Annotated in this window: 25 protein-coding genes; 8 read left to right on the top strand and 17 right to left on the bottom strand. The window is 72.9% G+C overall.

Annotated features, from left to right (window positions below; all coding sequences use genetic code 11):
* Window positions 1-42: 42 nt before the first annotated feature.
* Entirely contained in the window at window positions 43-606 is a 564-nt protein-coding gene (locus RIU97_RS09195; protein ID WP_404955041.1) for a DUF1697 domain-containing protein, read from the top strand.
* A 65-nt stretch (window positions 607-671) separates the two neighbouring features.
* Here the strand turns inward: RIU97_RS09195 and RIU97_RS09190 are convergent, their stop codons facing one another.
* Window positions 672-1,517, bottom strand: coding sequence for an aldo/keto reductase (locus tag RIU97_RS09190; RefSeq protein WP_404955039.1), 846 nt, complete (start codon window positions 1,515-1,517; stop codon window positions 672-674).
* A 44-nt stretch (window positions 1,518-1,561) separates the two neighbouring features.
* Here RIU97_RS09190 and RIU97_RS09185 point away from each other — a divergent pair, with 44 nt between their 5' ends.
* Window positions 1,562-2,563 carry a ketopantoate reductase family protein gene (locus RIU97_RS09185; protein WP_404955037.1) on the top strand — a complete coding sequence of 334 codons (1,002 nt, stop codon included), beginning with the start codon at window positions 1,562-1,564 and terminating at the stop codon, window positions 2,561-2,563.
* 83 nt (window positions 2,564-2,646) lie between these two features.
* Here RIU97_RS09185 and RIU97_RS09180 read toward each other — a convergent pair whose 3' ends face one another.
* The 11 genes from RIU97_RS09180 to RIU97_RS09130 all read right to left on the bottom strand — a co-directional run bounded on the left by RIU97_RS09180 (window position 2,647) and on the right by RIU97_RS09130 (window position 12,312).
* Window positions 2,647-3,423: a sirohydrochlorin chelatase gene (locus RIU97_RS09180; protein WP_404955035.1), complete on the bottom strand. Its 777-nt coding sequence runs from the start codon at window positions 3,421-3,423 to the stop codon at window positions 2,647-2,649.
* A gap of 5 nt (window positions 3,424-3,428) precedes the next feature.
* On the bottom strand, window positions 3,429-4,325 hold the full coding sequence (locus tag RIU97_RS09175; protein WP_404955033.1) for an ABC transporter permease: 897 nt from the start codon (window positions 4,323-4,325) through the stop codon (window positions 3,429-3,431).
* Entirely contained in the window at window positions 4,312-5,106 is a 795-nt protein-coding gene (locus tag RIU97_RS09170; protein WP_404955031.1) for an ABC transporter ATP-binding protein, read from the bottom strand. Before RIU97_RS09170 ends, RIU97_RS09175 begins: the two co-directional genes overlap by 14 nt.
* Before the next feature lie 34 nt (window positions 5,107-5,140).
* Window positions 5,141-6,286, bottom strand: a complete 1,146-nt coding sequence (locus RIU97_RS09165) for an ABC transporter substrate-binding protein (RefSeq protein ID WP_404955029.1) — start codon at window positions 6,284-6,286, stop codon at window positions 5,141-5,143.
* A 215-nt stretch (window positions 6,287-6,501) separates the two neighbouring features.
* Complete coding sequence (locus RIU97_RS09160; protein WP_404955027.1) at window positions 6,502-7,842, bottom strand: sulfate adenylyltransferase subunit 1; 1,341 nt, start codon at window positions 7,840-7,842, stop codon at window positions 6,502-6,504.
* A gap of 2 nt (window positions 7,843-7,844) precedes the next feature.
* The gene (gene cysD, locus RIU97_RS09155) at window positions 7,845-8,783 is read right to left on the bottom strand and encodes a sulfate adenylyltransferase subunit CysD (RefSeq protein WP_361770335.1); all 939 of its coding nucleotides are present in this window, start codon (window positions 8,781-8,783) and stop codon (window positions 7,845-7,847) included.
* The gene (cysC, locus tag RIU97_RS09150) at window positions 8,780-9,325 is read right to left on the bottom strand and encodes an adenylyl-sulfate kinase (RefSeq protein WP_404955025.1); all 546 of its coding nucleotides are present in this window, start codon (window positions 9,323-9,325) and stop codon (window positions 8,780-8,782) included. Before cysC ends, cysD begins: the two co-directional genes overlap by 4 nt.
* A 71-nt stretch (window positions 9,326-9,396) precedes the next feature.
* A complete protein-coding gene (locus tag RIU97_RS09145) occupies window positions 9,397-10,125 on the bottom strand; it encodes a phosphoadenylyl-sulfate reductase (protein ID WP_404955023.1) in 729 nt (242 codons plus the stop codon).
* Window positions 10,122-10,301, bottom strand: coding sequence for a hypothetical protein (locus tag RIU97_RS09140; protein WP_319724591.1), 180 nt, complete (start codon window positions 10,299-10,301; stop codon window positions 10,122-10,124). Before RIU97_RS09140 ends, RIU97_RS09145 begins: the two co-directional genes overlap by 4 nt.
* The gene (locus tag RIU97_RS09135) at window positions 10,298-12,004 is read right to left on the bottom strand and encodes a nitrite/sulfite reductase (protein ID WP_404955020.1); all 1,707 of its coding nucleotides are present in this window, start codon (window positions 12,002-12,004) and stop codon (window positions 10,298-10,300) included. The genes RIU97_RS09140 and RIU97_RS09135 overlap by 4 nt, the downstream gene beginning before the upstream one ends.
* Before the next feature lie 224 nt (window positions 12,005-12,228).
* A complete protein-coding gene (locus tag RIU97_RS09130) occupies window positions 12,229-12,312 on the bottom strand; it encodes a putative leader peptide (protein WP_312847410.1) in 84 nt (27 codons plus the stop codon).
* A 206-nt stretch (window positions 12,313-12,518) separates the two neighbouring features.
* Between RIU97_RS09130 and RIU97_RS09125 the strand changes: the two genes are divergently transcribed.
* Complete coding sequence (locus tag RIU97_RS09125; RefSeq protein WP_404955018.1) at window positions 12,519-13,922, top strand: hypothetical protein; 1,404 nt, start codon at window positions 12,519-12,521, stop codon at window positions 13,920-13,922.
* A 21-nt stretch (window positions 13,923-13,943) separates the two neighbouring features.
* Here the strand turns inward: RIU97_RS09125 and RIU97_RS09120 are convergent, their stop codons facing one another.
* The 3 genes from RIU97_RS09120 to RIU97_RS09110 form a co-directional block, all read right to left on the bottom strand.
* The gene (locus RIU97_RS09120; RefSeq protein ID WP_404955016.1) at window positions 13,944-14,507 is read right to left on the bottom strand and encodes a GNAT family N-acetyltransferase; all 564 of its coding nucleotides are present in this window, start codon (window positions 14,505-14,507) and stop codon (window positions 13,944-13,946) included.
* 5 nt (window positions 14,508-14,512) lie between these two features.
* A complete protein-coding gene (locus tag RIU97_RS09115) occupies window positions 14,513-15,775 on the bottom strand; it encodes a GAF domain-containing protein (RefSeq protein ID WP_404962795.1) in 1,263 nt (420 codons plus the stop codon).
* Window positions 15,776-16,150: 375 nt separating this feature from the next.
* On the bottom strand, window positions 16,151-17,794 hold the full coding sequence (locus RIU97_RS09110) for an acyl-CoA dehydrogenase family protein (RefSeq protein WP_404955014.1): 1,644 nt from the start codon (window positions 17,792-17,794) through the stop codon (window positions 16,151-16,153).
* Window positions 17,795-17,811: 17 nt separating this feature from the next.
* Between RIU97_RS09110 and RIU97_RS09105 the strand changes: the two genes are divergently transcribed.
* Window positions 17,812-18,936 (top strand): YihY/virulence factor BrkB family protein, encoded by a 1,125-nt coding sequence (locus RIU97_RS09105; protein ID WP_404955012.1) that lies wholly within the window; start codon window positions 17,812-17,814, stop codon window positions 18,934-18,936.
* Between the two features lie 44 nt (window positions 18,937-18,980).
* Window positions 18,981-19,715, top strand: a complete 735-nt coding sequence (locus RIU97_RS09100) for a helix-turn-helix domain-containing protein (RefSeq protein ID WP_404955010.1) — start codon at window positions 18,981-18,983, stop codon at window positions 19,713-19,715.
* Here RIU97_RS09100 and RIU97_RS09095 read toward each other — a convergent pair.
* Window positions 19,646-20,047, bottom strand: a complete 402-nt coding sequence (locus RIU97_RS09095) for a VOC family protein (protein ID WP_404955008.1) — start codon at window positions 20,045-20,047, stop codon at window positions 19,646-19,648. The two genes, RIU97_RS09100 and RIU97_RS09095, sit on opposite strands and share 70 nt — an antisense overlap.
* Before the next feature lie 149 nt (window positions 20,048-20,196).
* Window positions 20,197-20,592 carry a hypothetical protein gene (locus RIU97_RS09090; protein ID WP_404955006.1) on the bottom strand — a complete coding sequence of 132 codons (396 nt, stop codon included), beginning with the start codon at window positions 20,590-20,592 and terminating at the stop codon, window positions 20,197-20,199.
* A gap of 177 nt (window positions 20,593-20,769) precedes the next feature.
* On the opposite strand from RIU97_RS09090, the gene RIU97_RS09085 reads away from it, so the two are divergent.
* Genes RIU97_RS09085 through RIU97_RS09075 form a run of 3 tightly spaced genes read left to right on the top strand, consistent with a single transcriptional unit; the run spans window position 20,770 to window position 23,563 of the window.
* Window positions 20,770-22,044: a histidine kinase gene (locus RIU97_RS09085; protein ID WP_404955004.1), complete on the top strand. Its 1,275-nt coding sequence runs from the start codon at window positions 20,770-20,772 to the stop codon at window positions 22,042-22,044.
* Complete coding sequence (locus RIU97_RS09080; RefSeq protein WP_404955002.1) at window positions 22,032-22,688, top strand: response regulator; 657 nt, start codon at window positions 22,032-22,034, stop codon at window positions 22,686-22,688. Before RIU97_RS09085 ends, RIU97_RS09080 begins: the two co-directional genes overlap by 13 nt.
* On the top strand, window positions 22,685-23,563 hold the full coding sequence (locus RIU97_RS09075) for a hypothetical protein (protein WP_404955000.1): 879 nt from the start codon (window positions 22,685-22,687) through the stop codon (window positions 23,561-23,563). Before RIU97_RS09080 ends, RIU97_RS09075 begins: the two co-directional genes overlap by 4 nt.
* The last annotated feature ends 91 nt before the right edge of the window (window positions 23,564-23,654 follow it).

Genomic DNA, 23,654 nt, shown 5'->3' with positions numbered 1-23,654 from the left:
ACGGACGGATACGCCATGAGAAACGGCGTCTAAGGTGCCGCCATGACGAAGAAGGCCACGACCACGAAGTACGCGGCGCTGCTGCGCGGCATCAACGTCGGCGGGAGCAAGAAGGTCCCGATGGCGGAGCTGCGCTCCGTGCTGGAGGAGCTCGGCCACGGCGACGTACAGACGTACCTGCAGAGCGGCAACGCCGTCTTCAGCAGCGAGAAGACGGACCCGCCGGCGCTCGCCCGGGAACTGGAGGCGGCCATCGAGGCCCGCTTCGGCTTCCGGGTGGCCTGCCTGGTGGTGGACGGCGCGTACCTGCGCGCCGTCGCCGACGCCTGCCCCTTCCCGGCCGCGGAGCTGGAGGGCAAGCAGCTCCACGCGACCTTCTTCTCCGAACAGCCGGGCGCGGAGCGCTTCGCCGCGCTCGACGAGGCCTCGTACCTCCCCGAGGAGTACCGGCTCGGCGACCGCGTCCTCTACCTCTACGCCCCCAACGGCCTGGGCCGCTCCAAACTGGCCGAGTCCCTCGCCAGGCCCGCCGTCGTCAAGGACATTGATGTGACCACCCGCAACTGGAACACCGTCGCCAAACTCGTGGAGCTGACCGAAGGCTGAGGCCGAGGCTGAGGCTGAGGCTGAGGCTGAGGCTGAGGCTGAGGTCGAGGCAGGGCAGGGGGCCCTCAGCCGAGCGCGTCCAGCAGCTCCAGCTCCCGCGCCGTGAGGTGGATCGTCGCCGCGTCCAGGTTCTCCGCCAGGTGTACGGGGGAACCGGTGCCCGGCGTGGGGCACAGGACGGGGGAGTGGTGCAGCAGCCACGCCAGGGCGATCTGGCCCGGGCCCGCGCCGTGGGCCGCGGCCACCGAGGTGACGGCGGCTGCGCTCTCGCGGGTCAGGGCGCCGCTGCCCAGCGGGTAGTAGGGGAGGAAGGCGATCCCGCGCGCCTCGCACAGCGCGAGCACCTCCGCCGAGCCCCGCTCCAGCAGGTTGTACGGGTTCTGGACGGACGCGATCGGGGCCGACTCCAGGGCCGTCCGCACCTGCTCCGCGGTCACGGTGTCCAGCCCGATGTGCCGGATCTTGCCCTCCGCCCGCAACTCGGCCAGCGCGCCCAGCTGTTCGGCCACCGGCACGGCCGGGTCGAAGCGGTGCAGCTGGTAGAGGCCGATCCGGTCCGCGCGCAGCCGCCGCAGACTCGCCTCGCACTGCCGGCGCAACTGCTCCGGGCGGCCCGCCACGTGCCACCGGTCGGGGCCGGTGCGCACCACCCCGCCCTTCGTGGCGACGACGAGCCGCTCCCCGTACGGGTACAGGGCTTCGGCGATCAGTTCCTCGGCCAGGTCGGGGCCGTAGTTGTCGGCGGTGTCGATGAGGGTGACCCCGCGCTCCACCGCCGTGCGCAGCAGGGCCCGGGCCTCGGCCCGCTCGCCGCGCGGGCCCCAGTAGCCGGGGCCGACGAGGCCGCCCGTACCGAAGCCGAGCCGCCGTACGGGCAGCTCCCCGCCGAGAACGATCCGCTCTTCCACCATGCCCCGACGGTAACGCAGGGGCCCGGATGTGCCAGGCTCGTGGCATGCGTTACATCATCATCGGCGCGGGCGCTGTGGGCGCCACCATCGGCGGACGGCTCGCGGAGGCGGGCGGCGAGGTCGTCCTCGTCGCACGCGGCGCGCACGCGGAGGCCCTGCGGGCCGACGGGCTGCGGCTCACCACGGCCGACGGGCAGCGGGTCCACCGGCTGCCCGTGGTCACCGGACCGGACGAGCTGGGCGAACTGCGCCCCGACGACGTGCTGTTGCTGGCGGTGAAGACCCAGCACGCGGTCGCCGCGCTCGACGCGTGGGGCGACGCGGAGGTGGCGGGCGGCGGCACGGCGGCGCAGCGGCTGCCGGTGCTGTGTGCGCAGAACGGAGTCGAGAGCGAGCGGCTGGCCCTACGGCGCTTCGCGCGCGTGTACGGGGTGTGCGTATGGCTGCCCGCGACCTTCCTGGAGCCGGGCGTGGTCTCGGCGCTGTGCACACCGCTGACCGGCATCCTGCACGTGGGACGGGCGGCCGGCGGCGCGGACGCCCTGTGCCGGGCCGTCGCGGCGGACCTCGGGAAGGCCGGCTTCGAGGCGCCGGTGGTCGAGGACGTGATGCGGTGGAAGTACGCGAAGCTGCTCGGCAACCTGGGCAACGCCCTCCAGGCGACGACCGGCCCGGACCCGGACCCGGCGAAGGCGGCGCTGCTGCTGCGGGCCGTGCGCGAGGCGAAGGCCGTCTTCGGGGCGGCGGGCATCGCGTACGCCTCGGACGCGGAGCAGTCACTGGCGCGGGACGGGAAGGTGAACCAGCCGCCGGGGGTCCGGGGCGGGTCGTCCTGGCAGAGCCTGGCGCGGGGGACGGGCTCGGTGGAAGCGGACTATCTCAACGGGGAGATCTCCCTGCTGGGCCGGCTGCACGGGATTGCGACCCCGGTCAACGACGTCCTGCGGCACGCCGCGAACATCTTCGCCCGTGAGGGCCTCCCGCCGGCCGCGATGTCCATCGAGGACCTCACCACCCTGGCCGACGAGGCCACCGCCCGCGCCTAGCGACTCGGCCGCCCAATCGCCGCTCCTCAAACGCCGGAGGGGCTGGGTGGGCGATTGAGGCGACGCGGGGGCGGAGGCCGGGGTCAGGCCGTCAGGGCCGGGAGCCTGGCCGGGGTGGCGGGGGCCGAGGCGTCGTAGCGGCGGAGCAGGAGGCGGGCCAGTTCGGGGGAGGCGCCCAGGACGCCGGCCACCACGTCCGCGCCCGCGGCCTCGGCGCCCGCCGCGATGCGGTCCGGGAGCCGGCCGGGGGCGATGACGTACGGGGCCACCGCCACCCGGGCGAAGCCCTCGGCGCGCAGGGCCCGTACGGCGTCCTCAGTACGGGAGAACCCCTCGGGAAAGGCTCCGGAGGCGAACGCAGGCCGCACGGCGCACCAACCGGTGTGCCGCCACTCCCGCGCGGTTTCAGCGATCGCTGCGATCGCCTCCGGGTCTGTGGAGCCGGCGGACGCGAGCACCACCGCGGTGGTGGCGCGGTCCGCCGGGGTGAGGCCGGCTTCGGCGAGCCGGCGTTCGAGGGCCGAGAGCAGGAGCGGGGAGGGGCCGAGGACATCGGCCACCCGCACCGACAGCCCCGGCAGGCGGGCCGAAGACTCGGCCAGTGCCGCCGGGATGTCGGACTTCGCGTGGAAGGCCCGGGTGAGGAGGAGCGGGAGGGTGACGACGTTCCGTACGCCCGAGAGGTAGAGCGAGGACAGGGCCTGGCCCACCGACGGGGTGTTGAAGTCCAGGAAGGCCGTCTCCACCCGCAGCCCGGGCCGCAGCGCCCGCGCCCGCCCGACGAGGGCGTGCACGGTCGCCGCGTGCCGCGGGTCGCGGCTGCCGTGGGCGATGACCAGGAGTGCGGGTGCGCGGGACATCGGACTCAGCTCTTGACCAGCAGGCCGCGGCTGCGCAGCACCCACCGCTCGACCGGGCTGAAGATCAGCAGGTCGATGGCGATGCCGACCACCAGGATCAGGATGATCGCGAGGAACACGCCGGGCAGGTCGATGTTGTTGCGGCCGTTCTCCAGGAGCTGGCCCAGGCCCAGGCCCAGGTCGGGCGAGGAGGCGATGATCTCGGCGGCCATCAGCGAGCGCCAGGAGAAGGCCCAGCCCTGCTTCAGACCGGCCAGATAGCCGGGCAGCGCGGCCGGCATCACGATGTGCCGGGCGCCCCTCAGACCGGTGGCGCCCAGGGTGCGGCCGGCCCGCAGGTAGAGCGGCGGGATCTGGTCGATGCCGGAGACCAGGCCGTTGGCGATGGACGGGACGGCGCCCAGCAGGATGACCGTGAACATCATCGCGTCGTTCAGGCCGAACCACAGGACGGCCGGCGGCACCCAGGCCACCGACGGCAGCGACTGCAGGCCCTGGAGGATCGGGCCGATCGCGGCGCGCACGAACTTCACCCGGGCGACCAGCAGGCCGAGCGGGGTGCCGATGGCCAGGGCCAGCAGGAAGCCGAGCAGGCCGCGGGAGACGCTGGTCCAGATCACCTCCAGGAGGGTGCCCTGGACCCACATGTCGGTCAGGCTGTCCCACACCGCGGACAGCGGGGGCAGCTTGGTCTCCTCGGTGACCTTCGTGGCGACGAGGATCTGCCAGACCAGGAGCACGAGGCTCACGGCCAGGAGGGGCGGGAGGACCTTCTTGACGAGGACCTCGCGGACCGGGGTGCGGTGGGTCTGGACCGCGTCGAGGGCGTCGAGGCCCGCCTCCAGGCCGGCCAGGTCGTCGTTCTTGCCCGTGGCCTTCGGAGTGGTGTCAGTGCTGGCCATGGCGGCGGATCTCCCCACGCAGGTGTTCAGTGATCTCGAGGGACAGTTCCGCGACGTCCGCGTCCTCGATGCGGCGCGGCTGCGGGATGTCCACGGTCCACTCCTTCGCGACCCGGCCGGGGCGCGAGGAGAGCAGGACCACGCGCTGGGCGAGGCGGACGGCCTCGCGCACGTTGTGGGTGACGAAGAGGACGGACAGGTTCGTCTCGGCCCAGATGCGGGTGAGCTCGCCGTGCAGCACGTCCCGCGTGATGGCGTCGAGCGCCGCGAACGGCTCGTCCATCAGCAGCAGCTGGCTGTCCTGGGCGAGCGCCCGGGCCAGGGCCACGCGCTGGCGCATGCCGCCCGACAGCTCGTGCACGCGCTTGCCGTACGAGCCGCTGAGGCGGACCAGCTCCAGCAGGCGCTCGGCCTCCGGCTTGCGGTCGGCCTTGGCCACCCCGCGCAGGCGCAGGGCGAGTTCGATGTTCTTGCCCGCGGTCAGCCACGGGAAGAGGGCGTGCTCCTGGAACATCAGGGCCGGACGGCCGCCGGGGGTCTCGATGGACCCCGCGGACGGCTTGTCGAGGCCCGCGACCAGGTTCAGCAGGGTGGACTTTCCACACCCCGAGGCCCCCAGGATGGTGACGAACTCTCCGGGAGCGACATCGAGGCTGATGTCGTCCAGGACGAGCTGCGATCCGGCCGGGCCGGAGAAGGACTTCGAGACGTGCTCGATGCGGGCAGCGTGGGTCTGCTCCGCTACGGAGCCCTCGGCAGCCTTGGCAAGCGTGGTGGCCATGGTCGTCACCTCCTGGGATAGCTGGACTACGGGATTACTTGGCGCCGAGACCGGCGTCGGAGACCTCGGGCTTGCCGGCGGCCTTGAGGACCTTGTTCAGGAGCGTCAGGTCGTAGATGCCGGCCAGGTCGGGCTGCTCGATGAGCTTGGCCTTGACCGCCCAGTCCGACTGGGTCTTCAGCGTCGAGGCCAGCGGGTCGTCCGTGACCGTGAAGCTCGGCCACGCGGGGTCGATGACCTTCGCGTCGAGCGGCTTGCCGCCCTCCGCCTCGAGCCTGGCGTTGGCGGAGGCCTTCGCCTTGTCCTGGTTGGCGTGGATCCACTCGTTGGTCTTCACCGTGCCGCGCAGTACGGCCTCGACCACGTCGGGGTGCTCCTTGAGGAACTTCTGCGACACGATGACGTTCGTGATCACGAACTTCTTGTCGGGCCACAGGGCGGTCTCGTCGAGGAGGACGCTGCCGCCGTCGGAGACGAGCTTGGAGGCCGTGGGCTCCGGCACCCAGGCGCCGTCGATCGAGCCCTGCTTGAAGGCATCCGGGGTGACCTTGTTGTCCGTGCGGACGACGGAGACGTCGCCCTTGCCGGACTCCGGGTCGACCTTCCAGCCCTTCTCGGAGATCCAGTTGAGGAACGCGACGTCCTGCGTGTTCCCCTTCTGCGGGGTGGCGATCTTCTTGCCCTTGAGGTCGTCCAGGGTTTTGATCTTGTCCGGGTTCACGACCAGCTTCACGCCGCCCGAGGCGGAGCCGGAGATGATCCGCAGGTTGGAGCCCTTGGACTTGACGTAGCCGTTGATGGACGGGGAGGGGCCGATGAAACCGATGTCGAGAGAGCCGCCGTTGAGGGCTTCGATCTCGGACGGACCGGCGTTGAAGGACTGCGGCTTGATCTTGGTGCCGCTCAGTTCCTTCTCGATCAGGCCCTCCTGCAGGCCGACCAGCGCGGTCGCGTGCGTCAGGTTCGGGAAGTAGCCGATCCGCACCTCGGACGCCGACAGCTTCTTGCCGTCGGTGGCCGCGACGTTGGCCTTGTCGCCCTCGTCCTTCTTGGCCTCGGAGCCGTAGCCGCACGAGGCGAGCGCGCCGATCAGCAGCGGCAGGGCGGCAGCGGCGACGACTCCGCGGCGCAGGGTGGTGCGGGTGGTACGAGTGCTACGGGTGGTGGCGGTGGCAGGCACGGGAGGACTTCCTCTCGTGACGCGGTCATCTCATGACGCACGTCTTCGTCTGTGGAGCAGGGGCAGGTACAGCTCGTGGGGGGTGTGGGCGCGCATGCGGTGCGCGTACGTCATCGCGCACATCGCGCCACCCCTCCCTGGCCGCTGCCGAGTTGGCCGCTGCCTACGCGGCCGCCCTCCTTGGCGAAGGTGGAGTAGATGTCGGCAGGCATGATCTAGAAGTCCCACCCTTCCTCGTCCGCCTGAATGGTGGTCTCCGCCTTGGAGGCGAAGGACTCGCCGGCCATGCCCGCCGCCAGGGTGGTTCCGTCGGCCGGGTCGATCAGCAGGAAGGATCCGGTGCGGCGGGAGTCGGCGTACGCGTCGAGCGCGAGCGGCTCGGCGGTACGGACGACCACGCGGCCGATGTCGTTGGCCACGAGCTGCCCGGGGTTCGGGTGCTGGGACAGGTCGTCCAGGGTCAGCCGCGAGGGGATCTCCTTGACGATCGCCTTGACCGTGCGCGTCGTGTGCTTGATCAGCACCCGGGCGCCGACGGAGAGGGGCTGGTCGGCCACGTGGCAGACGGTCGCCTCGACGTCCTGCGTGGTCGCCGGGGCGTTCGCGGACGGCGCGATCAGGTCGCCGCGCGAGATGTCGATGTCGTCCGCCAGACGGAGCGTCACCGACTGCGGGGCCCAGGCGATGTCGACGCTCTCGCCGAGCGCGTCGATGCCCGCGATCGTGCTCGTACGGCCCGAGGGCAGCACGGTCACGGCCTCGCCGACGCGCAGCACGCCGGAGGCGATCTGGCCCGCGTAGCCGCGGTAGTCGGGGTGCTCCGCGGACTGCGGGCGGATCACGTACTGCACCGGGAAACGCGCCGGGCAGGCGGTGAGGTCGTGGCTGACGGGCACGGTCTCCAGGTGCTCCAGCACCGTCGGGCCGCCGTACCAGTCCATGTTGGCGGAGGGGTCCACCACGTTGTCCCCGGCCAGGGCCGAGATCGGGATCGCGCTGATCTCCGGGACGCCCAGGTCCGAGGCGTACGCGGTGAACTCCTCGGCGATCTTCGCGAAGACCGACTCCTCGTAGCCCACCAGGTCCATCTTGTTGACGGCCAGGACCACGTGCGGGACGCGCAGCAGGGCGGCCACGGCCGCGTGCCGGCGGGTCTGCTCGATCACGCCGTTGCGGGCGTCGACGAGGACCACGGCCAGGTCGGCGGTGGAGGCCCCGGTGACCATGTTCCGGGTGTACTGCACGTGCCCCGGGGTGTCCGCGAGGATGAACCGGCGGCGCGCGGTGGCGAAGTAGCGGTACGCGACGTCGATGGTGATGCCCTGCTCCCGCTCGGCCCGCAGGCCGTCGGTGAGCAGCGCGAGGTCGGGGGCCTCCTGGCCGCGGGCCTGCGAGACCGCCTCGACGTGCTCCATCTGGTCGGTCAGGACCGACTTGGAGTCGTGCAGCAGCCGCCCGACCAAGGTGGACTTGCCGTCGTCGACGGAACCGGCGGTCGCGAAGCGCAGCAGCGTGGTCGCCGACAGATCGGCGAACTGCTCGGTGGTGGAGGTCATTTCTAGAAGTACCCTTCGCGCTTGCGGTCTTCCATCGCGGCCTCGGACATCTTGTCGTCGGCGCGGGTGGCACCCCGCTCGGTGAGGCGGGAGACGGCGATCTCGGCGATCACGGCGTCCAGCGTGGCGGCGTCGGAGTCGACGGCGCCGGTGCAGGACATGTCACCGACGGTGCGGTAGCGGATGAGACGCGTTTCGGGCGTCTCGCCCTCCTTCGCGCCGCCCCACTCGCCGGCCGTCAGCCACATGCCGTTGCGCAGGAACACCTCGCGCTCGTGGGCGAAGTAGATCTCCGGGAGCTCGATGCCCTCGCGGGCGATGTACTGCCAGACGTCCAGCTCGGTCCAGTTGGACAGCGGGAAGACGCGCACGTGCTCGCCGGGCGCGTGGCGGCCGTTGTAGAGCTGCCACAGCTCGGGGCGCTGGCGGCGCGGGTCCCACTGGGAGAACTCGTCACGGAGGCTGAACACCCGCTCCTTGGCGCGGGCCTTCTCCTCGTCGCGTCGGCCGCCGCCGAAGACGGCGTCGAACTTGAGGCTCTGGATCGCCTCGGTCAGCGGGACGGTCTGCAGCGGGTTGCGGGTGCCGTCCGGACGCTCGCGCAGCTTGCCCGCGTCGATGTAGTCCTGGACGGACGCCACGTGCAGACGCAGTCCGTGCTTCTCGACCGTGCGGTCGCGGTACTCCAGCACCTCGGGGAAGTTGTGGCCCGTGTCGACGTGCAGCAGCGTGAAGGGCACCGGCGCCGGCGCGAACGCCTTCAGCGCCAGGTGCAGCATGACGATGGAGTCCTTGCCGCCGGAGAACAGGATCACCGGCTTCTCGAACTCGCCCGCCACCTCGCGGAAGATGTGCACGGCCTCCGACTCGAGGGCGTCGAGGTGCGACAGCGCGTAGGGCGCGTCCGTCCCTTCGTGGACGTGTGCGACGGTGGCGGTCATGCCAGGCCCCTCTCGGTGAGCAGCGCGTGCAGGGCCGAAGCCGACTCCTGCACGGTCTGCGTGTGCGACTCGATACGGAGGTCCGGGGACTCCGGTGCCTCGTACGGGTCGTCGACCCCGGTCAGACCGGAGATCTCGCCCGCCGCCTGCTTGGCATACAGGCCCTTGACGTCACGCTCGGAGCACACCTCGACCGGAGTGGCCACGTGCACTTCGAGGTAGTCCGTCGCGGCGGCCGCGTGCCGCTCGCGGACGGCCTCACGGCTCTCCGCGAACGGTGCGATCACCGGCACCAGCGCCTTGACGCCGTTGCTCGCGAGGAGCTCGGCGACGAAGCCGATCCGCTGCACGTTGGTGTGCCGGTCCTCGCGGCTGAAACCGAGGCCGGCGGAGAGGAACTCACGGATCTCGTCACCGTCGAGGACCTCCACGCGGTGGCCCTCGGCGCGCAGCCGCTCGGCCAGCGCGTAGGCGATGGTGGTCTTGCCCGCGCTCGGCAGCCCGGTCAGCCACACGGTGGCGCCCTGGTCGCTCACGCTCATCTGCTCTGTCTCCGTAAGTTCTTCGCTCGTCGTCACGCTGGTCGTCACGCTGGTCGTCGCGCTGCTCGTCATCAGCCGTGCAGTCCGCACTCGGTCTTGCCCCGCCCGGCCCACCGGCCGGCCCGCGCGTCCTCGCCCTCCGCCACGCGCCGGGTGCAGGGGGCGCAGCCGACGGAGGTGTAACCGTCCATCAGCAGCGGGTTGGTGAGAACTCCATGATCGGCAACATATGCGTCCACGTCGTCCTGGGTCCACCGTGCGATCGGGGAGACCTTGACCTTCCGCCGCTTCTCGTCCCAGCCGACGACCGGGGTGTTCGCCCGGGTCGGGGACTCGTCGCGGCGCAGGCCCGTCGCCCACGCGTCGTACGCGGTCAGGCCCTCTTCCAGCGGCTTGACCTTGCGCAGTGCGCAGCACAGGTCGGGGTCGCGGTCGTGCAGCTTCGGGCCGTGCTCCGCGTCCTGTTCGGCCACCGTCCGGCGCGGGGTGAGCGTGATGACGTTGACGTCCATCACCGCCTCGACCGCGTCACGGGTGCCGATGGTCTCCTCGAAGTGGTAGCCCGTGTCGAGGAAGACCACGTCCACGCCGGGGAAGACGCGCGAGGCCAGGTGGGCGACGACCGCGTCCTCCATGGAGGAGGTCACGGCGAACTTGCCGCCGAAGGTCCCGGCCGCCCAGCGCAGGATGTCCAGCGCGGAGGCGTCCTCCAGGTCCCGGCCCGCCCGCTCGGCCAGTGCCTTCAGATCCGTGGCCTTGAGGTCCACGTTCGTGAGACTCGCGTCTTGAGTGGTGGTCATATCTCGTCCCCTCCAGCTGAATCGGATCGGACACCGCGGGCCAGCAGCCCGAGGTACTTCAGCTGGAAGGCTCGGTTGCAGGCCCTGCATTCCCACGCGCCGTGGCCCGCCTCGTGGGGAAACAGGTCCTCGTCGCCGCAGTACGGGCAGTAGAACGGTGCGGCGCGCTCGCTCACGAGAGGCTCTTCTCGTCCGCGCGGGCGACCCATGCCGCGAAGCGCTCGCCGTCCTCGCGCTGCTCCTCGTAGCTCTTGACGACCCGCTCGACGTAGTCGGGCAGACCGGCCGAGGTGACCTTGAGGCCGCGGACCTTGCGGCCGAAGCCGGCCTCCAGGCCGAGGGCGCCGCCCAGGTGGACCTGGTAGCCCTCCACCTGGTTGCCGTCGTCGTCCAGGACCAGCTGCCCCTTGAGACCGATGTCCGCCACCTGGATACGGGCGCAGGCGTTCGGGCAGCCGTTGATGTTGATCGTGAGCGGCTCGGCGAAGTCCGGCAGGCGGCGCTCCAGTTCGTCGATCAGCGAGGCGCCGCGCGCCTTCGTCTCGACGATGGCCAGCTTGCAGAACTCGATGCCGGTGCAGGCCATCGTGCCGCGGCGGAACGGGGACGGCTTGACCCGCAGGTCCAGCGCCTCCAGCGCCCCGACCACCGAGTCGACCCGGTCGGCCTCGATGTCGAGCACGATCATCTTCTGCTCGGCGGTGGTGCGCAGGCGGCCGGAGCCGTGCTGCTCGGCGATGTCCGCGATCTTGGTCAGGGTGGCGCCGTCCACGCGGCCCACGCGGGGGGCGAAGCCGACGTAGAACTTGCCGTCCTGCTGCTGGTGGACGCCCACGTGGTCGCGCCACTGGCCGGTCGGCTGCTCGGGAGCGGGGCCGTCGGTCAGCTTGCGCTGCAGGTACTCGTCCTCCAGGACCTGGCGGAACTTGGCCGGGCCCCAGTCGGCGACGAGGAACTTCAGGCGGGCGCGGGTGCGCAGCCGGCGGTAGCCGTAGTCGCGGAAGATCGAGATGACGCCCTCGTAGACGTCCGGGACCTCGTCGAGCGAGACCCAGGTGCCCAGGCGCACGCCCAGCTTGGGGTTGGTGGACAGACCGCCGCCGACCCAGACGTCGAAGCCCGGACCGTGCTCGGGGTGGTTCACGCCGACGAAGGCGATGTCGTTGATCTCGTGCGCCACGTCGAGCAGCGGCGAGCCGGAGACCGCGGACTTGAACTTGCGGGGCAGGTTGGAGAAGTCCTTGTTGCCCACGATGCGGCGGTAGATCTCGTCGATGGCGGGGGTGCCGTCGATGATCTCGTCCTGGGCGATGCCGGCGACGGGCGAACCGAGGATGACGCGGGGCGTGTCACCGCAGGCCTCGGTGGTGGAGAGGCCGACGGCCTCCAGGCGGCGCCAGATCTCCGGGACGTCCTCGATCCGGATCCAGTGGTACTGCACGTTCTGGCGGTCGGTGAGGTCGGCGGTGCCGCGCGCGAACTCCTGGGAGATCTCGCCGATGACGCGGAGCTGCTCGGTCGTCAGCCGGCCGCCGTCGATGCGGACGCGCAGCATGAAGAACTCGTCGTCCAGCTCCTCCGGCTCCAGGATCGCGGTCTTGCCGCCGTCGATCCCGGGCTTGCGCTGGGTGTAGAGGCCCCACCAGCGCATGCGGCCGCGCAGGTCGTTGGGGTCGATCGAGTCGAAGCCGCGCTTGGAGTAGATCGTCTCAATGCGTGTCCGCACGTTGAGACCGTCGTCGTCCTTCTTGAACTGCTCGTTGCCGTTGAGGGGCGTGTGGTGTCCGACGGCCCACTGGCCCTCACCGCGGTGACGGCCGGTCTTGCGGCGCGCGGCGGCTGCGGGTGCGGCTGCAGGCGTTTCGGGGGTGGCGGCCATGGCGGTACGTCCTTCTTCGGCGGCTCGAGGCAAGGGCAGGGGGAGGCAGAGCGGCGGCAGCGTGCCCCTGTCAGGTCTGCGACTCTGAGCGGGTGTGGCTGATTCCGCGCCGTTGCCGGGGTTGCCGGCGGGCAGGGCGGGACATCGGCCACAGGGGGCTAGCGGGTGATCGGCGCGTCCGCGGCGGCGGGGACGGCGACGATGTGCGGCGTGGCTGGTTCCGTTCAGCGCGCCGGACAGATGGCGCTGGACATGCGGCCGAGGTCGACGTGCCGCCGACTCACCAAGGCAATTCCAGCTCCATTCATAGGGGGAAGCGTGGCATGCGTGTCTTGGAGGAGTCCACTACTGTCCATGATTCGGACAGTTCTGTCTCGTATGGCGGGATGCTGTGTTCTGCGTCACCTCGGGGCCCTCCCGCCGGGCATCCGGAAGTCTACGTTCCGCTCTGCGGAGCCCTTCCGGTTCGCCTAGGTCCCCTGGTCTTGATCATCAGGAGATGGGGGAACGACGCATGCGCACGGGGAGAACGGCGGCCGCCGTCGCGGTCGTGGCCGCGGTGGGGCTGTCGGGCGGCTGCGGGGGCGGGGCGGACACCCCGCCGGACGCGGCGAAGGGCAGCGGGGGAGCGGCGCGGAGCCGCACGGCCGAACCGCTCGCGGCGTTCGGGGTGCCCGCCGCGTGGGACGCCGGCCGTGGCTGGGACCAGACCCTGCCCTGGGTGCCGGTGAACGCGCCCCAGCCCGTGGCCGTGGTGCCCGGCGCCGCCGCGGTCGCCGTCATGGACGTGGGCGCCGGCTACACCGTGCAGGTCCGGGCGGCCGCCGACGGGAAGGCCCGGTGGACCTCGGCGGACTGGCGCCCCCCGGTCCCGCTGCCCTCCGCGGACAAGCACGAGGTGGTGCCCCGGGTGCTCGCAGTGGAGCAGGACGGGCAGAAGTTCGTCGTCCTGGCGGGCCACGGCCTGACCGGCAAGGACGAGCTCCACGAGGGCACCGAGGTGGTGCGCCTCGCGCTGTACCCCGCGGACGCGAAGGGGCAGGGCGTCAAGCCGGTCCGGGAGATCGACGTACCGCTGAAGGCCGACCCCGGTGAGGTCAGGGTCCAGGCCGGGGGCGGCCGGCTGATCGTCGCCCACGGCGGCCCGGGCGCCTATCCGACGCACGCGTCCGCGGTCGACCTGGTCACCGGGACCGTCACCCCGTACGACGCCCCCGCCTCGCTGCTGCCCCAGTGCAAGGACTCGCCGGCCTGCAGGGCCGCCGTGATGGCGGTGGGCCCCGCAGGTCCGCTGGTCGACCTGGCCGGCGGGTTCGGCGTCCCGGGCCGCTGGTTCAGCGACTCGGTGCGGCCCGACGGGGTGCCCTCGAAGGCAGGGCCCTACACGGGCTGGAACGGGTGGGTGTACGGCGTGGCCGGCGGCAAGGCCCTGGTCCAGTGGGACAAGGACGAGAAGGCCGCCCCGGGGACGCTCCCCACCTGGTCGGTGCACGACATGGCGTCCGGCCGGGTGCTCGCCCGCATGAGTTGCGGCTACGAGGAGGGCCACAGCGGGTCCGGCCGCGGCTACCGCAACCACGAGGTGGTCACCTCGCCCGCCGGACGGTTCCTCGCCGCCGGTCCCGTCGCCTTCGACCTGGAGCGGGGGCAGGGCGTCTGCTTGAAGGGCGACGGCAACACCAAGGCGATCGCCGTGCGGTCGGTACGGGACGACGGAACGGCCTACGGCCTCGTGGAGGGCGACGCCGCGGACGGCCGGGTCGGCGCCCGGCTCGACCTCACCTCCGCCACGGGGAACGCCGAGGCGCTGGGCGCCGGGGTGGAGGTGCCGTACCACCCCGACCTGGGCGGCGCCGCCCTGTTCGTCGAGCGCGACCGGGACGAGAACCTGCGCGTCTCGGTCCGGCAGGGCAAGTGACGCCCCCGGACCCGGCAGGGCCTACGCGCCCGGCCAGGGGCCCGGGGTCGGGGTGTCCTCCTTGGACTCCGTCTCCGTCCTGAAGACCTTGAAGCCGCGCCGCTGGTAGTTCTCCATCGCCGTCGGGCCGTCCTGGCTGCAGGTGTGGAGCCAGACGCGGCGGGTCGGCTCGCGCTCCGGCCAGCGCTCCGCGAGGTCCCACGCCCGGGCGATGCCCACCGACAGCAGGTGCCCGCCGATGCGGCGGCCGCGGAAGTCCGGGAGGAGGCCGAAGTACATGATCTCCACCACACCGTCGTCCTGCGGGTCGAACTCCACGTACCCCGCCGGCGTGCCGCGGTCGTACGCCACCCACGTCTCCACCCCCGGCCGGCCCAGCTGCTCCACCCACTGCGCCCGCGTCAGCGACAGGCGGTCCGTCCAGTGGATGTCGCCGCCCACCGAGGCGTAGAGGAAGCGGCTGAACTCCGGGGACGGGACCTCCGCCCGCGAGATCGTGATCTCAGGGCCCGGTACGGACGCCGGGACGAGGTCCGACGGGGAGGTCATTTCCAGGGACCAGGTGGTGAGGGTGAGGGTGCTCATGCCCTTCAGGGAATCACGGCGGGCCCCCGGCGCCCCAGGCGGGCCCTGATCACCGCGGGGGCGGTGGAGTGCGGGAGCAGCGCGGCCGGGTCCTCGGGGCGGATCAGCTCCACCTCCACGTCCTCCGCGAAGCGGTACGGCCGGTGGGTCAGGACACCCGCGAAGTGGCGGCGGACGCGGGACAGCTCCGCGCGGACCGTCACCGTGCGCGCCGGGTCCCCGAACAGCTCCGCGGACAGTTCGGCCGCCGAGCGTCCCCGCGGGCTGTCCGCCAGCAGGAACAGCAGCTCCGCGTGGCGCGGGCTCAGCTCCTGCGACCAGCTCCCGGAGGACCCGTACACCGTCGCCGACCAGGATCCCGCCCGGCTGAGGTCCAGGACGATCCGGGTCGCCGCCGTGCTCGTACGCTCGTGCGCGACCCGCAGCAGCCAGCCGCCGGGCAGCGGCTCCACCACGCAGTCGCCGAGCCTCGGCACCCACACCCGGCCCGGTCCGAAGGTCTTCGGCAGCGGGATCCGGTCCGTGGGCGCCAGCCCCGTCACCGCCGCCGTCCAGCCGTCCGGGTCCACGGCCAGCGCCCGTCCCGGCAGCCGGGCCAGCAGAGGGGACGCCACCGTCCGCAGCCGCTCCAGCGACTCCAGGTGCCGGATCCGCAGCTCGCGCTCGGCGAGCCGGGCCACCGAGCTCACCCAGGCCAGCGTCGCCGGGTGCATGGTGGCCAGCGGCCCGCTGACGTCGACCACGCCCAGCAGCCGCCCGTCCCGCGGGTCCCGTACGGGCGCCCCGGCGCAGGTCCAGTCGTGGTGGCTGGAGACGAAGTGCTCCGCCGAGAACACCTGCACCGGCCGCCGGGCCACCAGCGCCGTGCCCACCCCGTTGGTGCCGACCACGGCCTCGTCCCAGTCGGCCCCTACCGAGAAGCCGAGCCGGTCGGCCTTGCGCAGGATCGAGGAGTGGCCCTCCCGCCACAGCAGCCGCCCGTCCGCGTCCGCGACGACCATGATGTGCAGGGCCTCGTCCAGCGCGGGCAGCAGGCCCTCCCGCAGCACGGGGAGGATCTCCCGCAGCGGCGACCCCTGCCGCCGCTCCTCCGTCTCGGCGGCCGACAGCATCCGCGAGCGCGCGTCCCGGTCCGGGTGCACGCCGCCCGCCAGCATCCGCCGCCAGGACTCGGCGATCTCCGGTCTCGGCGCGGCCGGGGGGCGGTCCCCGGCCAGCGCGGCCGCCCGTACCCCCTTGAGCAGACGCGCCGCCGCCCGCGCGTCCATGGCCGAGATGCGTGCCACATCGACCGTGCTGCCTGTGGTGTCGGCCACCGGAACCTCCCCGTGCGAACAGGACGTACGACGCGAGCCGCCCGGGCGGTCCGCGTTCCGCATCCCCGGCGCCCCGGCGGGCGGCTGCCGACTCAAAGGTTGCAACGGTATGCAACTCTCGCCAAGTCCCGGTCGCCCGACCGAAACTGTCCGGACGCCGCCGAGCGGCGTGACAGCTCCTCCTCGGGGCTTCGGAACAGAGGTGGTGCCGAGTCGGCGCGGCGCCACCTCTGAACCGGTCGACGGGCCCGGATCACGGCTCGGAGCGGTTTGGGGACCGCAGGGGAGCCCGACGGGGGCTCCTCCCCAGTCCGCGATCCGCGCCCGTCAGCCCGCGATCCGCGCCCGTTCCACCACCGCGCCGAGATCGAGGCTGTGCGGCAGCGTGCCGAAGGCCGTGCCCCAGTCGCCGCCCAGCCGGGAGGCGCAGAACGCGTCCGCGACCTCCGGCGGAGCCCAGCGCACCAGCAGCGATCCCTGCAGCACCAGCGCCATGCGCTCCACCACGCGGCGGGCCCGCGCCTCGATGCCCTCCAGGTCGGCGAGCTCCGTCAGCAGGTCCTTGATGGCCGAATCCAGCCGGTGGTCGGCGCCCCGCGCCAAGCCGACCTCCTGGAGGAAGGCGCCCAGCGCCTGGGGCTCGCGCTGCAGGGCACGGAGTACGTCCAGCGCCTGTACGTTGCCCGAGCCCTCCCAGATGGAGTTCAGCGGGGATTCGCGCAGCAGTCTCGGCAGCCCGGACTCCTCGACGTAGCCGTTGCCACCCAGACATTCCAGGGCCTCCGCGACCATCGGCGTACAGCGCTTGGTCACCCAGTACTTGGCGGCGGGCACGGCGAGGCGCAGGAAGGCCTTCTCCTGCTCCGTCCCGGTGTCGTAGGCGGCCGCCAGGCGCAGGGTCAAGGTCGTGGCGGCCTCCGACTCCAGGGCGAGGTCGGCGAGCACGTTGCGCATCAGCGGCTGGTCGATGAGGGGTGCTCCGAAAGCAGAGCGGTGCTCCGCGTGGTGCACGGCCTGCGTCAGCGCCTGCCGCATCAGCGAGGCCGAGCCGATGACGCAGTCCAGCCGGGTCGCCGCGACCATCTCGATGATGGTCCGCACCCCCCGGCCCTCCTCGCCCACCCGCCGCGCCCAGGTCCCGTCGAACTCCACCTCGCTCGACGCGTTCGACTTGTTGCCCAGCTTGTCCTTCAGCCTCTGGATCGCGAAGACGTTGCGCGTGCCGTCCGGCAGCACCCGCGGCACCAGGAAGCAGGTCAGTCCGCCCGGAGCCTGCGCCAGCACCAGGAATCCGTCGCACATCGGCGCCGAGCAGAACCACTTGTGCCCGGTCAGCAGGTACTCGCCGGACGCGTCCAGCGGCACCGCGGCCGTCGTGTTCGCCCGTACGTCGCTGCCGCCCTGCTTCTCCGTCATCCCCATGCCGAACAGCACGCCGGCCTTCTGCGCCGCCGGCCGCAGGCCCTGCTCGTACACGTGCGAGGTCAGCCGCGGCTCCCACTCGGCGGCGAGCGCCGGATCGGCCCGCAGCGCCGGTACGGCGGCGTGCGTCATCGAGACCGGGCAGCCGTGCCCCGCCTCGGCCTGCGACCACAGGAAGAACCCGGCGGCCCGGCGCAGATGCCCGGCCGGACGCCCCCAGGCGTCGGTGAGCCCGGAGGTCACGGCGTGCCCGAGCAGCCGGTGCCAGGCCGGGTGGAACTCCACCTCGTCGATCCGGTTCCCGTACCGGTCGTGCGTCCGCAGTTTCGGCGGGTTCTCGTTCGCCTGCACGCCCCATTCCTGGGCCTGCGCGGAACCGGCCGCCCGCCCGAGACCGGTGAGCTCCTCTCGTACCTCGCCGAGGAGTTCGGGTTCCGCGGATGCGAGGTGACGCTCGACGCCCTCGGTGAGGGCCCGATCGCCGCCGTAGACGTCGTAGCCCACCAGGGGCGGGGCCTGGTTGCTGACTGTGTGGGTGGTGGCTGCCATGCGGATACCGTAAGGACGTGCAGCCAGCAAAAGAAACACCCGAGCGGATCCCGGGACCCCCAGGACGGCTCCACCGGGCCCGCGCCCTCTACCGCAACGTCTCGAAGCGGAAGATGGGCTGGCTGCTGCTGAAGGACACCGTCAACTCGTGCATCGAGTACCGCATCCTCGGCCTGGCGGCCGAGGCGGCGTTCTTCACGCTGCTCTCGCTGCCCCCGCTCTTCCTCGGCCTGCTGGGCCTGCTCGGCTACGTGGACGGCTGGACGGGCGAGACGACGGTCGCCAGCATCGAGGAGAACATCCTGGGCGCGGTCGGCACGGTGCTGTCCGACCGGGGCGTGAACGACATCGCCAAACCGATGCTCGACGACGTGACGGGGCGCGGCCGCCCCGACCTGATCTCGCTCGGCTTCGCCTTCGCCCTGTGGTCGGGCTCGCGCGCCGTCAACGTCTTCATCGACACCATCACCGTGATGTACGGGCTCGACGGCCAGCGCGGCATCGTCAAGACCCGGCTGCTGGCCTTCGTGCTCTACATCATCGCCCTGGTGATCGGGGCGATCGTGCTGCCGCTGATGGTGGTGGGGCCGGACGCCGTGATCGAGCTGGTCCCCTGGGGCACCAGCGTGATCGCGGTGCTGTACTGGCCGACCGTCACCCTGCTGTCCATCGTCTTCCTGACGACGCTCTACCACGTGTCCGTACCGGTGCGTTCGCCGTGGATCGAGGACGTGCCGGGCGCGCTGGTGGCCCTCGCCATGTGGGTGCTGGGCTCGTTCCTGCTGCGCATCTACCTCACCAACACCGTGGAGGGGCCGACGATCTACGGATCGCTGGCGGCGCCCGTGGCGGTGCTGCTGTGGATCGGCATCTCGGCCTTCGCGGTGCTGGTCGGCGCGGCCGTCAACGCCGCCATCGACCGGGTCTGGCCGTCCGTGGCCACGGCGGCGGCGCGCGAGGCGAACGAGCGGGCCCGGGAGCTGGAGGCCGCGCAGCTGATCGCGCGGGCCGCGGCCTGGCGGGCCATGGCCGAGGGCGAGTCGGAGGACGACGAGGACGGCGGGATGCCGTCGGAGTTCCCGGAGCGGTGGTCGAAGTTCCTGCCGCCCGAGGACTACTCGTCGCGGCTGCGCAAACACTGACCGGTTCACGGGAGAGCCGTCGATCTTCGCCCTACGCTGGAGGGGTGTACGAGGAAGCGCCTTCGGCGGACGTACCCGGGGCCGTGCTGTGGCGGGCGCGGGGCCGCGGCCGGATGGTGCTGCCCGACGGGTGCATGGACCTGCTGTGGGCCGACGGGCGGCTGCTGGTGGCCGGGCCCGACACCGGGCCGCACCCCGCCGCAGAGGTCCCGGGCGACGCCGTCGCCGGGATCCGGCTGGCGCCCGGCACCGCGCCCGCGCTGCTCGGCGTACCGGCCCAGGCCCTGCGGGACCGGCGCGTGGAGCTCGCCGAGCTGTGGCCGGCCCGGGAGGTACGGCGCCTCGCGGGACGCGTGGCGGCGTACGGGGATCCGCGCGCCGGACTGGAGGCGCTGGCCGCGCGCCGTGCGGCCGGGGCGGGGCCGCCCGACCCGCTGGCCGCCGAGGTCGCGGCGCGGCTCCGGGCGGGGCAGGCGGTGGCCGGGATCGCCGAGGCGGTCGGCCTCGGCGAGCGTCAGCTGCGCCGCCGCTCCCTGGACGCCTTCGGGTACGGGCCGCGGACGCTCGGCCGGATCCTGCGGCTGCAGCGCGCCCTGGCGCTGGCCGGGGCGGGCATGCCGTACGCCGAGGTGGCCCAGGCCGCCGGGTACGCCGACCAGGCGCACCTCGCCCGCGAGGTGCGCGCGCTGGCCGGGACCACGCTGACCGCCTACGCGGCGGGCTCCGCCGGGGCGAACAGGGACACGCCGCAGCCGTCCGGGTCGAGCACGACGGCGTAGCGCTGCCCCCAGAAGGCGTCCCAGGGCTTCAGGTGGCCCTGGTACCCCGCGGCGGTCAGTTCCGCGTACAGGGAGTCCACCTCGGCGGGGGAGTCGCACAGGAAGGCCAGGTCCCGGCGGCCGTCGCCGGTGGGGCGGGTCCAGGACGGGTCGAAGGAGCGGACGGTCTCCTCGGTGTCCCACCCGATCCGCAGTCCGCCGGGAAGGGCGGCCTCCACGTGCGGCAGGCCGTCGGCGTCGGCCGGGACGTCCAGCCCGAGGCGGCGGTAGAAGGCGAGCGAGGCGGCCATGTCGGAGACGACCAGGCCGATCATGTCGAGTCGTGGAGTCATGACAGCAGGCTAGGCAGGCCGTGCGGCGCCCGTCTTGAACGAAACGGACACCGCTGCGGCCGGAGGCCTGCCGGTCGGGCCGCCGGTCGGTCCGCCGGTCGGTCTGCCGGGAGGGCCGCCCGGAGGACCGTCGGTCCAGTGGGACGGTCTCAGCCCCGGCGGCGGGCGGCCACCATCGCGCACGCCAGTGCCAGCGGCAGCTCCGCGCCCGCCGCCAGCAGCAGCGCCATGCCCTGCCCACCGGTCCCGGCCGAGGTCGTGACGTCGAACCAGGCGTCCATCACCAGCAGCGCGGCCGTCGCCGCCGCGACCGGCGACACCCGGGGGTCGCCCCTGCGCAGCAGCATCCCGGTCCCGGTCAGCCCGGCGGCCAGCATCAGGTCCAGGCCGATCCACGCCGTGGCCCAGTTCGAGACCTCGGTGGTCTGCGGCGTCGTCTTCGCCAGGACCAGCACCCACGGGAGCAGCGCCACCCCCGCGCAGGTGAACACGGTGGCCGGCCGGGGGGTGCGCCAGGTGCGGGCCTGCGGGGCGACAAGTGCCATGACAGCGGGTCTCCTTCCGGCCCGGCGGTCCGTCCCCCGGGCACACCACCAGCCTCGTCCGCCGCGCCGTCGAGATCACTGGCTCCACTGTCCGAACCGGAGGTGGCACCAGGTACACCCCCGGGCGGGTGCCAGCGTGATGGAAAGTCCCTGACCAGTGCGATTACCGTACGGGTCATGGCACTTCGCGGCGCGGTGGGGCGCACGTACACCTGGATCGCGGCGCACGCACCGTGGTCGGCGTGGTCCCGGCGCAACACGGTCTTCACCACGGCCGCGATCCCGCCGGCCCTGCCCGCGCTCCTCGGCTTCACCTACGTGTCCGTGGCGCCCGGCCTCAGCCCGGTCCCGCTGCTCGCGGTGCTGGGGCTCGGCCCGCTGCTCACCACGCTCCAGCGCAGCCGCTTCTGGGCGCTGCTCGGCCTCGACGTGCCGGAGGTCGTACGGGAGAACCGCTGGTCGAGCCTGCGCGGGCTGGTGGAACGGGTGCGCTCCGAGGCGACCTGGCGGCAGTACGGCTACCACCTGCTCGTCAGCCCGCTCGCCGCGGCCGCCGGCGCGCTGGTGGTGCTGGCCTGGGCCTTCGGCGTCGCGGCCGCTTCCGTCTACGGCTGGTTCTGGTTCCTGCCCGCGGACACCCGTACCCCCGGCTGGACCGGCGACTACGACCTCATCACCGTCGGCGGGATCCTGCTGCTGCTCGCCGCGCCCTGGCTCGCCGCCCTCTTCGCCCGGCTGGACGCCTTCGCGGCGGCCGCCCTCCTCGGCCCGAACCGCGCCCGGGAGCTGGAGCGTCGCGTCGAGGACCTCGCGGTGAGCCGGGCCGGGGTGCTGGACGCCGCCGACCTCGAACGACGCCGGATCGAACGGGACCTGCACGACGGAGCGCAGCAGCGGCTGGTCGCCCTCGCCATGAACCTCGGCATCGCCCGCGCCACCCTGCCCGATCTGCCGCCCGAGGCCAAGGCCGTCATCGACGAGGCGCACCGCCAGGCGAAGGAGGCCATCGAGGAGCTCAACAGCCTGGTACGGGGCCTGCATCCGGCCGTACTGGAGGACCGCGGGCTCGACGCGGCGCTCTCCGGGATCGCCGCCCGCGCCCCGTTCCCCGTGGAGCTGGCCGTGGACATCGCGACGCGGCCGGGCGCCACCGTGGAGGCCGTCGCCTACTTCGTGGTCTCCGAGACCCTGGCCAACGTGGCCAAGCACGCCCGGGCGCGCCGCTGTTCGGTGCGGGCCGTGCGCACGGCCGCACCCGGCGGGGCCGGCCGCAGCGGGGACCTGCTGCGGGTCACCGTCACCGACGACGGGGTGGGCGGGGCCGACCCGGCCCGCGGAACCGGCCTGGTCGGCCTGCGCAAACGCGTAGGGTCGGTCGACGGAACCATCATGATCAACAGCCCCCTCGGGGGCCCGACCGTCATCACCGTGGAGCTGCCGTGCGGGCTGTGATCGCCGAGGACTCCGTCCTGCTGCGGATAGGACTCGTCAAGGTCCTCGAAATGGCCGGCTTCGAGGTGGCCGCCGAGACCGGGGACGCCGAGGGCCTGCTCGCCGCCGTCGAGCAACACCGCCCCGAACTGGCGCTCGTGGACGTGCGGATGCCGCCCGGCTTCACCGACGAGGGGGTCCGGGCCGCCCTGATGATCCGCCGGCAGAGCCCCGGCACGGCGGTGCTGCTGCTCTCGCAGTACGTGGAGGAACGGTACGCCGCCGATCTGCTCGCCGCGCCGAGCGCCGCCGGCATCGGCTACCTCCTCAAGCAACGGGTCGCCGACGTCGAGGAGTTCATCGACGCACTGCGGCGCGTCGCGTCCGGTGGCACCGCACTCGACCCGCAGGTCGTCGCCCAGCTCCTGCTGCGCCGCGGCGGCGGACCGGACCCGCTGGAACGCCTCACCCCGCGCGAGCGCGAGGTGCTGGCCCTGATGGCCGAGGGCCGCTCCAACGCCGGGATCGCCGCCGAACTCGTCGTGAGCGAGAGCGCGGTGGCCAAGCACATCAACAGCATCTTCGCCAAACTCGACCTGCCGCCGGCCGACGGCGACCACCGCCGGGTCCTCGCGGTCCTGCGCTTCCTGGACGGCACGCCGTGACGCCGGCCGCCGCGCCGCCGCGAGCCCCGGGCCCCGCACGGGCCCCCACACCGGCCCGCGCGCCCTCTCCCGCCCGGGCCCCGGCCGGTCCGCGGCAGCGGCTCGCCTGGACGGTCGCCGCGCTGCTGAGCGCGCTCCTCGTCGTGGCGCCGGCCACCTGGCAGGCGTGGTCCTACGGGACCGCCCGCAGCGACACCCTGTTCGGCGGCAGTGGCGGCCGCCCGGTGACCGCGCTGGAGATCGTGGGCGGGGACGCGGACGTCACCGTGACCCCCCGCGCGGACCGGCAGGTCGGCTACCGCGCCACGGTCGGCTGGTCGTTCAAGGCGCCCACCATTGAGGAGAGCTGGCTCGGCGACACGCTGCGGCTGACCCCGCGCTGCCCCGGCGAGGAGTTCTGGCCCGCCGCCGGGCCCTGCTCGGTCCGGCTCGGGGTGACCGTCCCGGAGGGCATCCCCGTGAAGGTGACGGCCGGGTCCGGCCGGGTCTTCCTCAGCGGCCTGGGCGGCGCCGTCGACACCGAGGTCGACTCCGGCCGGGTCGAGCTCGTGGGGCTGCGCGGAGCGCTGCGCGCGAAGGTCGGCTCCGGCAGCCTGCGGGCCACCGGCCTCACCGGGCCCCAGGCGGAGTTCCGGGTCGGCTCCGGCCGGGCCGACGCCTCCTTCGTCACCCCGCCGGACCGGGTGACCGGCCGGATCGGCTCCGGCCGGCTCGAGCTCACCGTGCCCGCGGCCACCCGCTTCCGGGTCCGCTGCGCGACCGGCAGCGGCCGCTGCGAGGTCCCGGAGGCCCTGCACGACGCCGGCTCCTCCCGGAGCCTGGACCTCGAGGCCGGCGTCGGCCGCGCCCAGGCGACGTACCCGGCCGGTCCGTGAACGTCCGGCGACACCGCGAAAAAAGAAGTGGCCCCGGCGGGCGGGATCTTGTTACGGTGGGTCCGTTCCCGCCGACCGGTGGAGGACCTCA

This window comes from Streptomyces sp. 147326 (assembly GCF_045000215.1).
In the GTDB taxonomy this organism is placed as follows: domain Bacteria; phylum Actinomycetota; class Actinomycetes; order Streptomycetales; family Streptomycetaceae; genus Streptomyces.
This window is presented reverse-complemented; position numbering and strand designations above follow the sequence as displayed.

Coding starts and splice junctions, on each gene's coding strand:
- RIU97_RS09195 (WP_404955041.1), top strand. CDS start 43: ATGACGAAGAAGGCCACGACCACGAAGTACGCGGCGCTGCTGCGCGGC.
- RIU97_RS09190 (WP_404955039.1), bottom strand. CDS start 1,517: ATGGTGGAAGAGCGGATCGTTCTCGGCGGGGAGCTGCCCGTACGGCGG.
- RIU97_RS09185 (WP_404955037.1), top strand. CDS start 1,562: ATGCGTTACATCATCATCGGCGCGGGCGCTGTGGGCGCCACCATCGGC.
- RIU97_RS09180 (WP_404955035.1), bottom strand. CDS start 3,423: ATGTCCCGCGCACCCGCACTCCTGGTCATCGCCCACGGCAGCCGCGAC.
- RIU97_RS09175 (WP_404955033.1), bottom strand. CDS start 4,325: ATGGCCAGCACTGACACCACTCCGAAGGCCACGGGCAAGAACGACGAC.
- RIU97_RS09170 (WP_404955031.1), bottom strand. CDS start 5,106: ATGGCCACCACGCTTGCCAAGGCTGCCGAGGGCTCCGTAGCGGAGCAG.
- RIU97_RS09160 (WP_404955027.1), bottom strand. CDS start 7,842: ATGACCTCCACCACCGAGCAGTTCGCCGATCTGTCGGCGACCACGCTG.
- cysD (WP_361770335.1), bottom strand. CDS start 8,783: ATGACCGCCACCGTCGCACACGTCCACGAAGGGACGGACGCGCCCTAC.
- cysC (WP_404955025.1), bottom strand. CDS start 9,325: ATGAGCGTGAGCGACCAGGGCGCCACCGTGTGGCTGACCGGGCTGCCG.
- RIU97_RS09145 (WP_404955023.1), bottom strand. CDS start 10,125: ATGACCACCACTCAAGACGCGAGTCTCACGAACGTGGACCTCAAGGCC.
- RIU97_RS09135 (WP_404955020.1), bottom strand. CDS start 12,004: ATGGCCGCCACCCCCGAAACGCCTGCAGCCGCACCCGCAGCCGCCGCG.
- RIU97_RS09130 (WP_312847410.1), bottom strand. CDS start 12,312: ATGAATGGAGCTGGAATTGCCTTGGTGAGTCGGCGGCACGTCGACCTC.
- RIU97_RS09125 (WP_404955018.1), top strand. CDS start 12,519: ATGCGCACGGGGAGAACGGCGGCCGCCGTCGCGGTCGTGGCCGCGGTG.
- RIU97_RS09120 (WP_404955016.1), bottom strand. CDS start 14,507: ATGAGCACCCTCACCCTCACCACCTGGTCCCTGGAAATGACCTCCCCG.
- RIU97_RS09115 (WP_404962795.1), bottom strand. CDS start 15,775: ATGGACGCGCGGGCGGCGGCGCGTCTGCTCAAGGGGGTACGGGCGGCC.
- RIU97_RS09110 (WP_404955014.1), bottom strand. CDS start 17,794: ATGGCAGCCACCACCCACACAGTCAGCAACCAGGCCCCGCCCCTGGTG.
- RIU97_RS09095 (WP_404955008.1), bottom strand. CDS start 20,047: ATGACTCCACGACTCGACATGATCGGCCTGGTCGTCTCCGACATGGCC.
- RIU97_RS09090 (WP_404955006.1), bottom strand. CDS start 20,592: ATGGCACTTGTCGCCCCGCAGGCCCGCACCTGGCGCACCCCCCGGCCG.
- RIU97_RS09085 (WP_404955004.1), top strand. CDS start 20,770: ATGGCACTTCGCGGCGCGGTGGGGCGCACGTACACCTGGATCGCGGCG.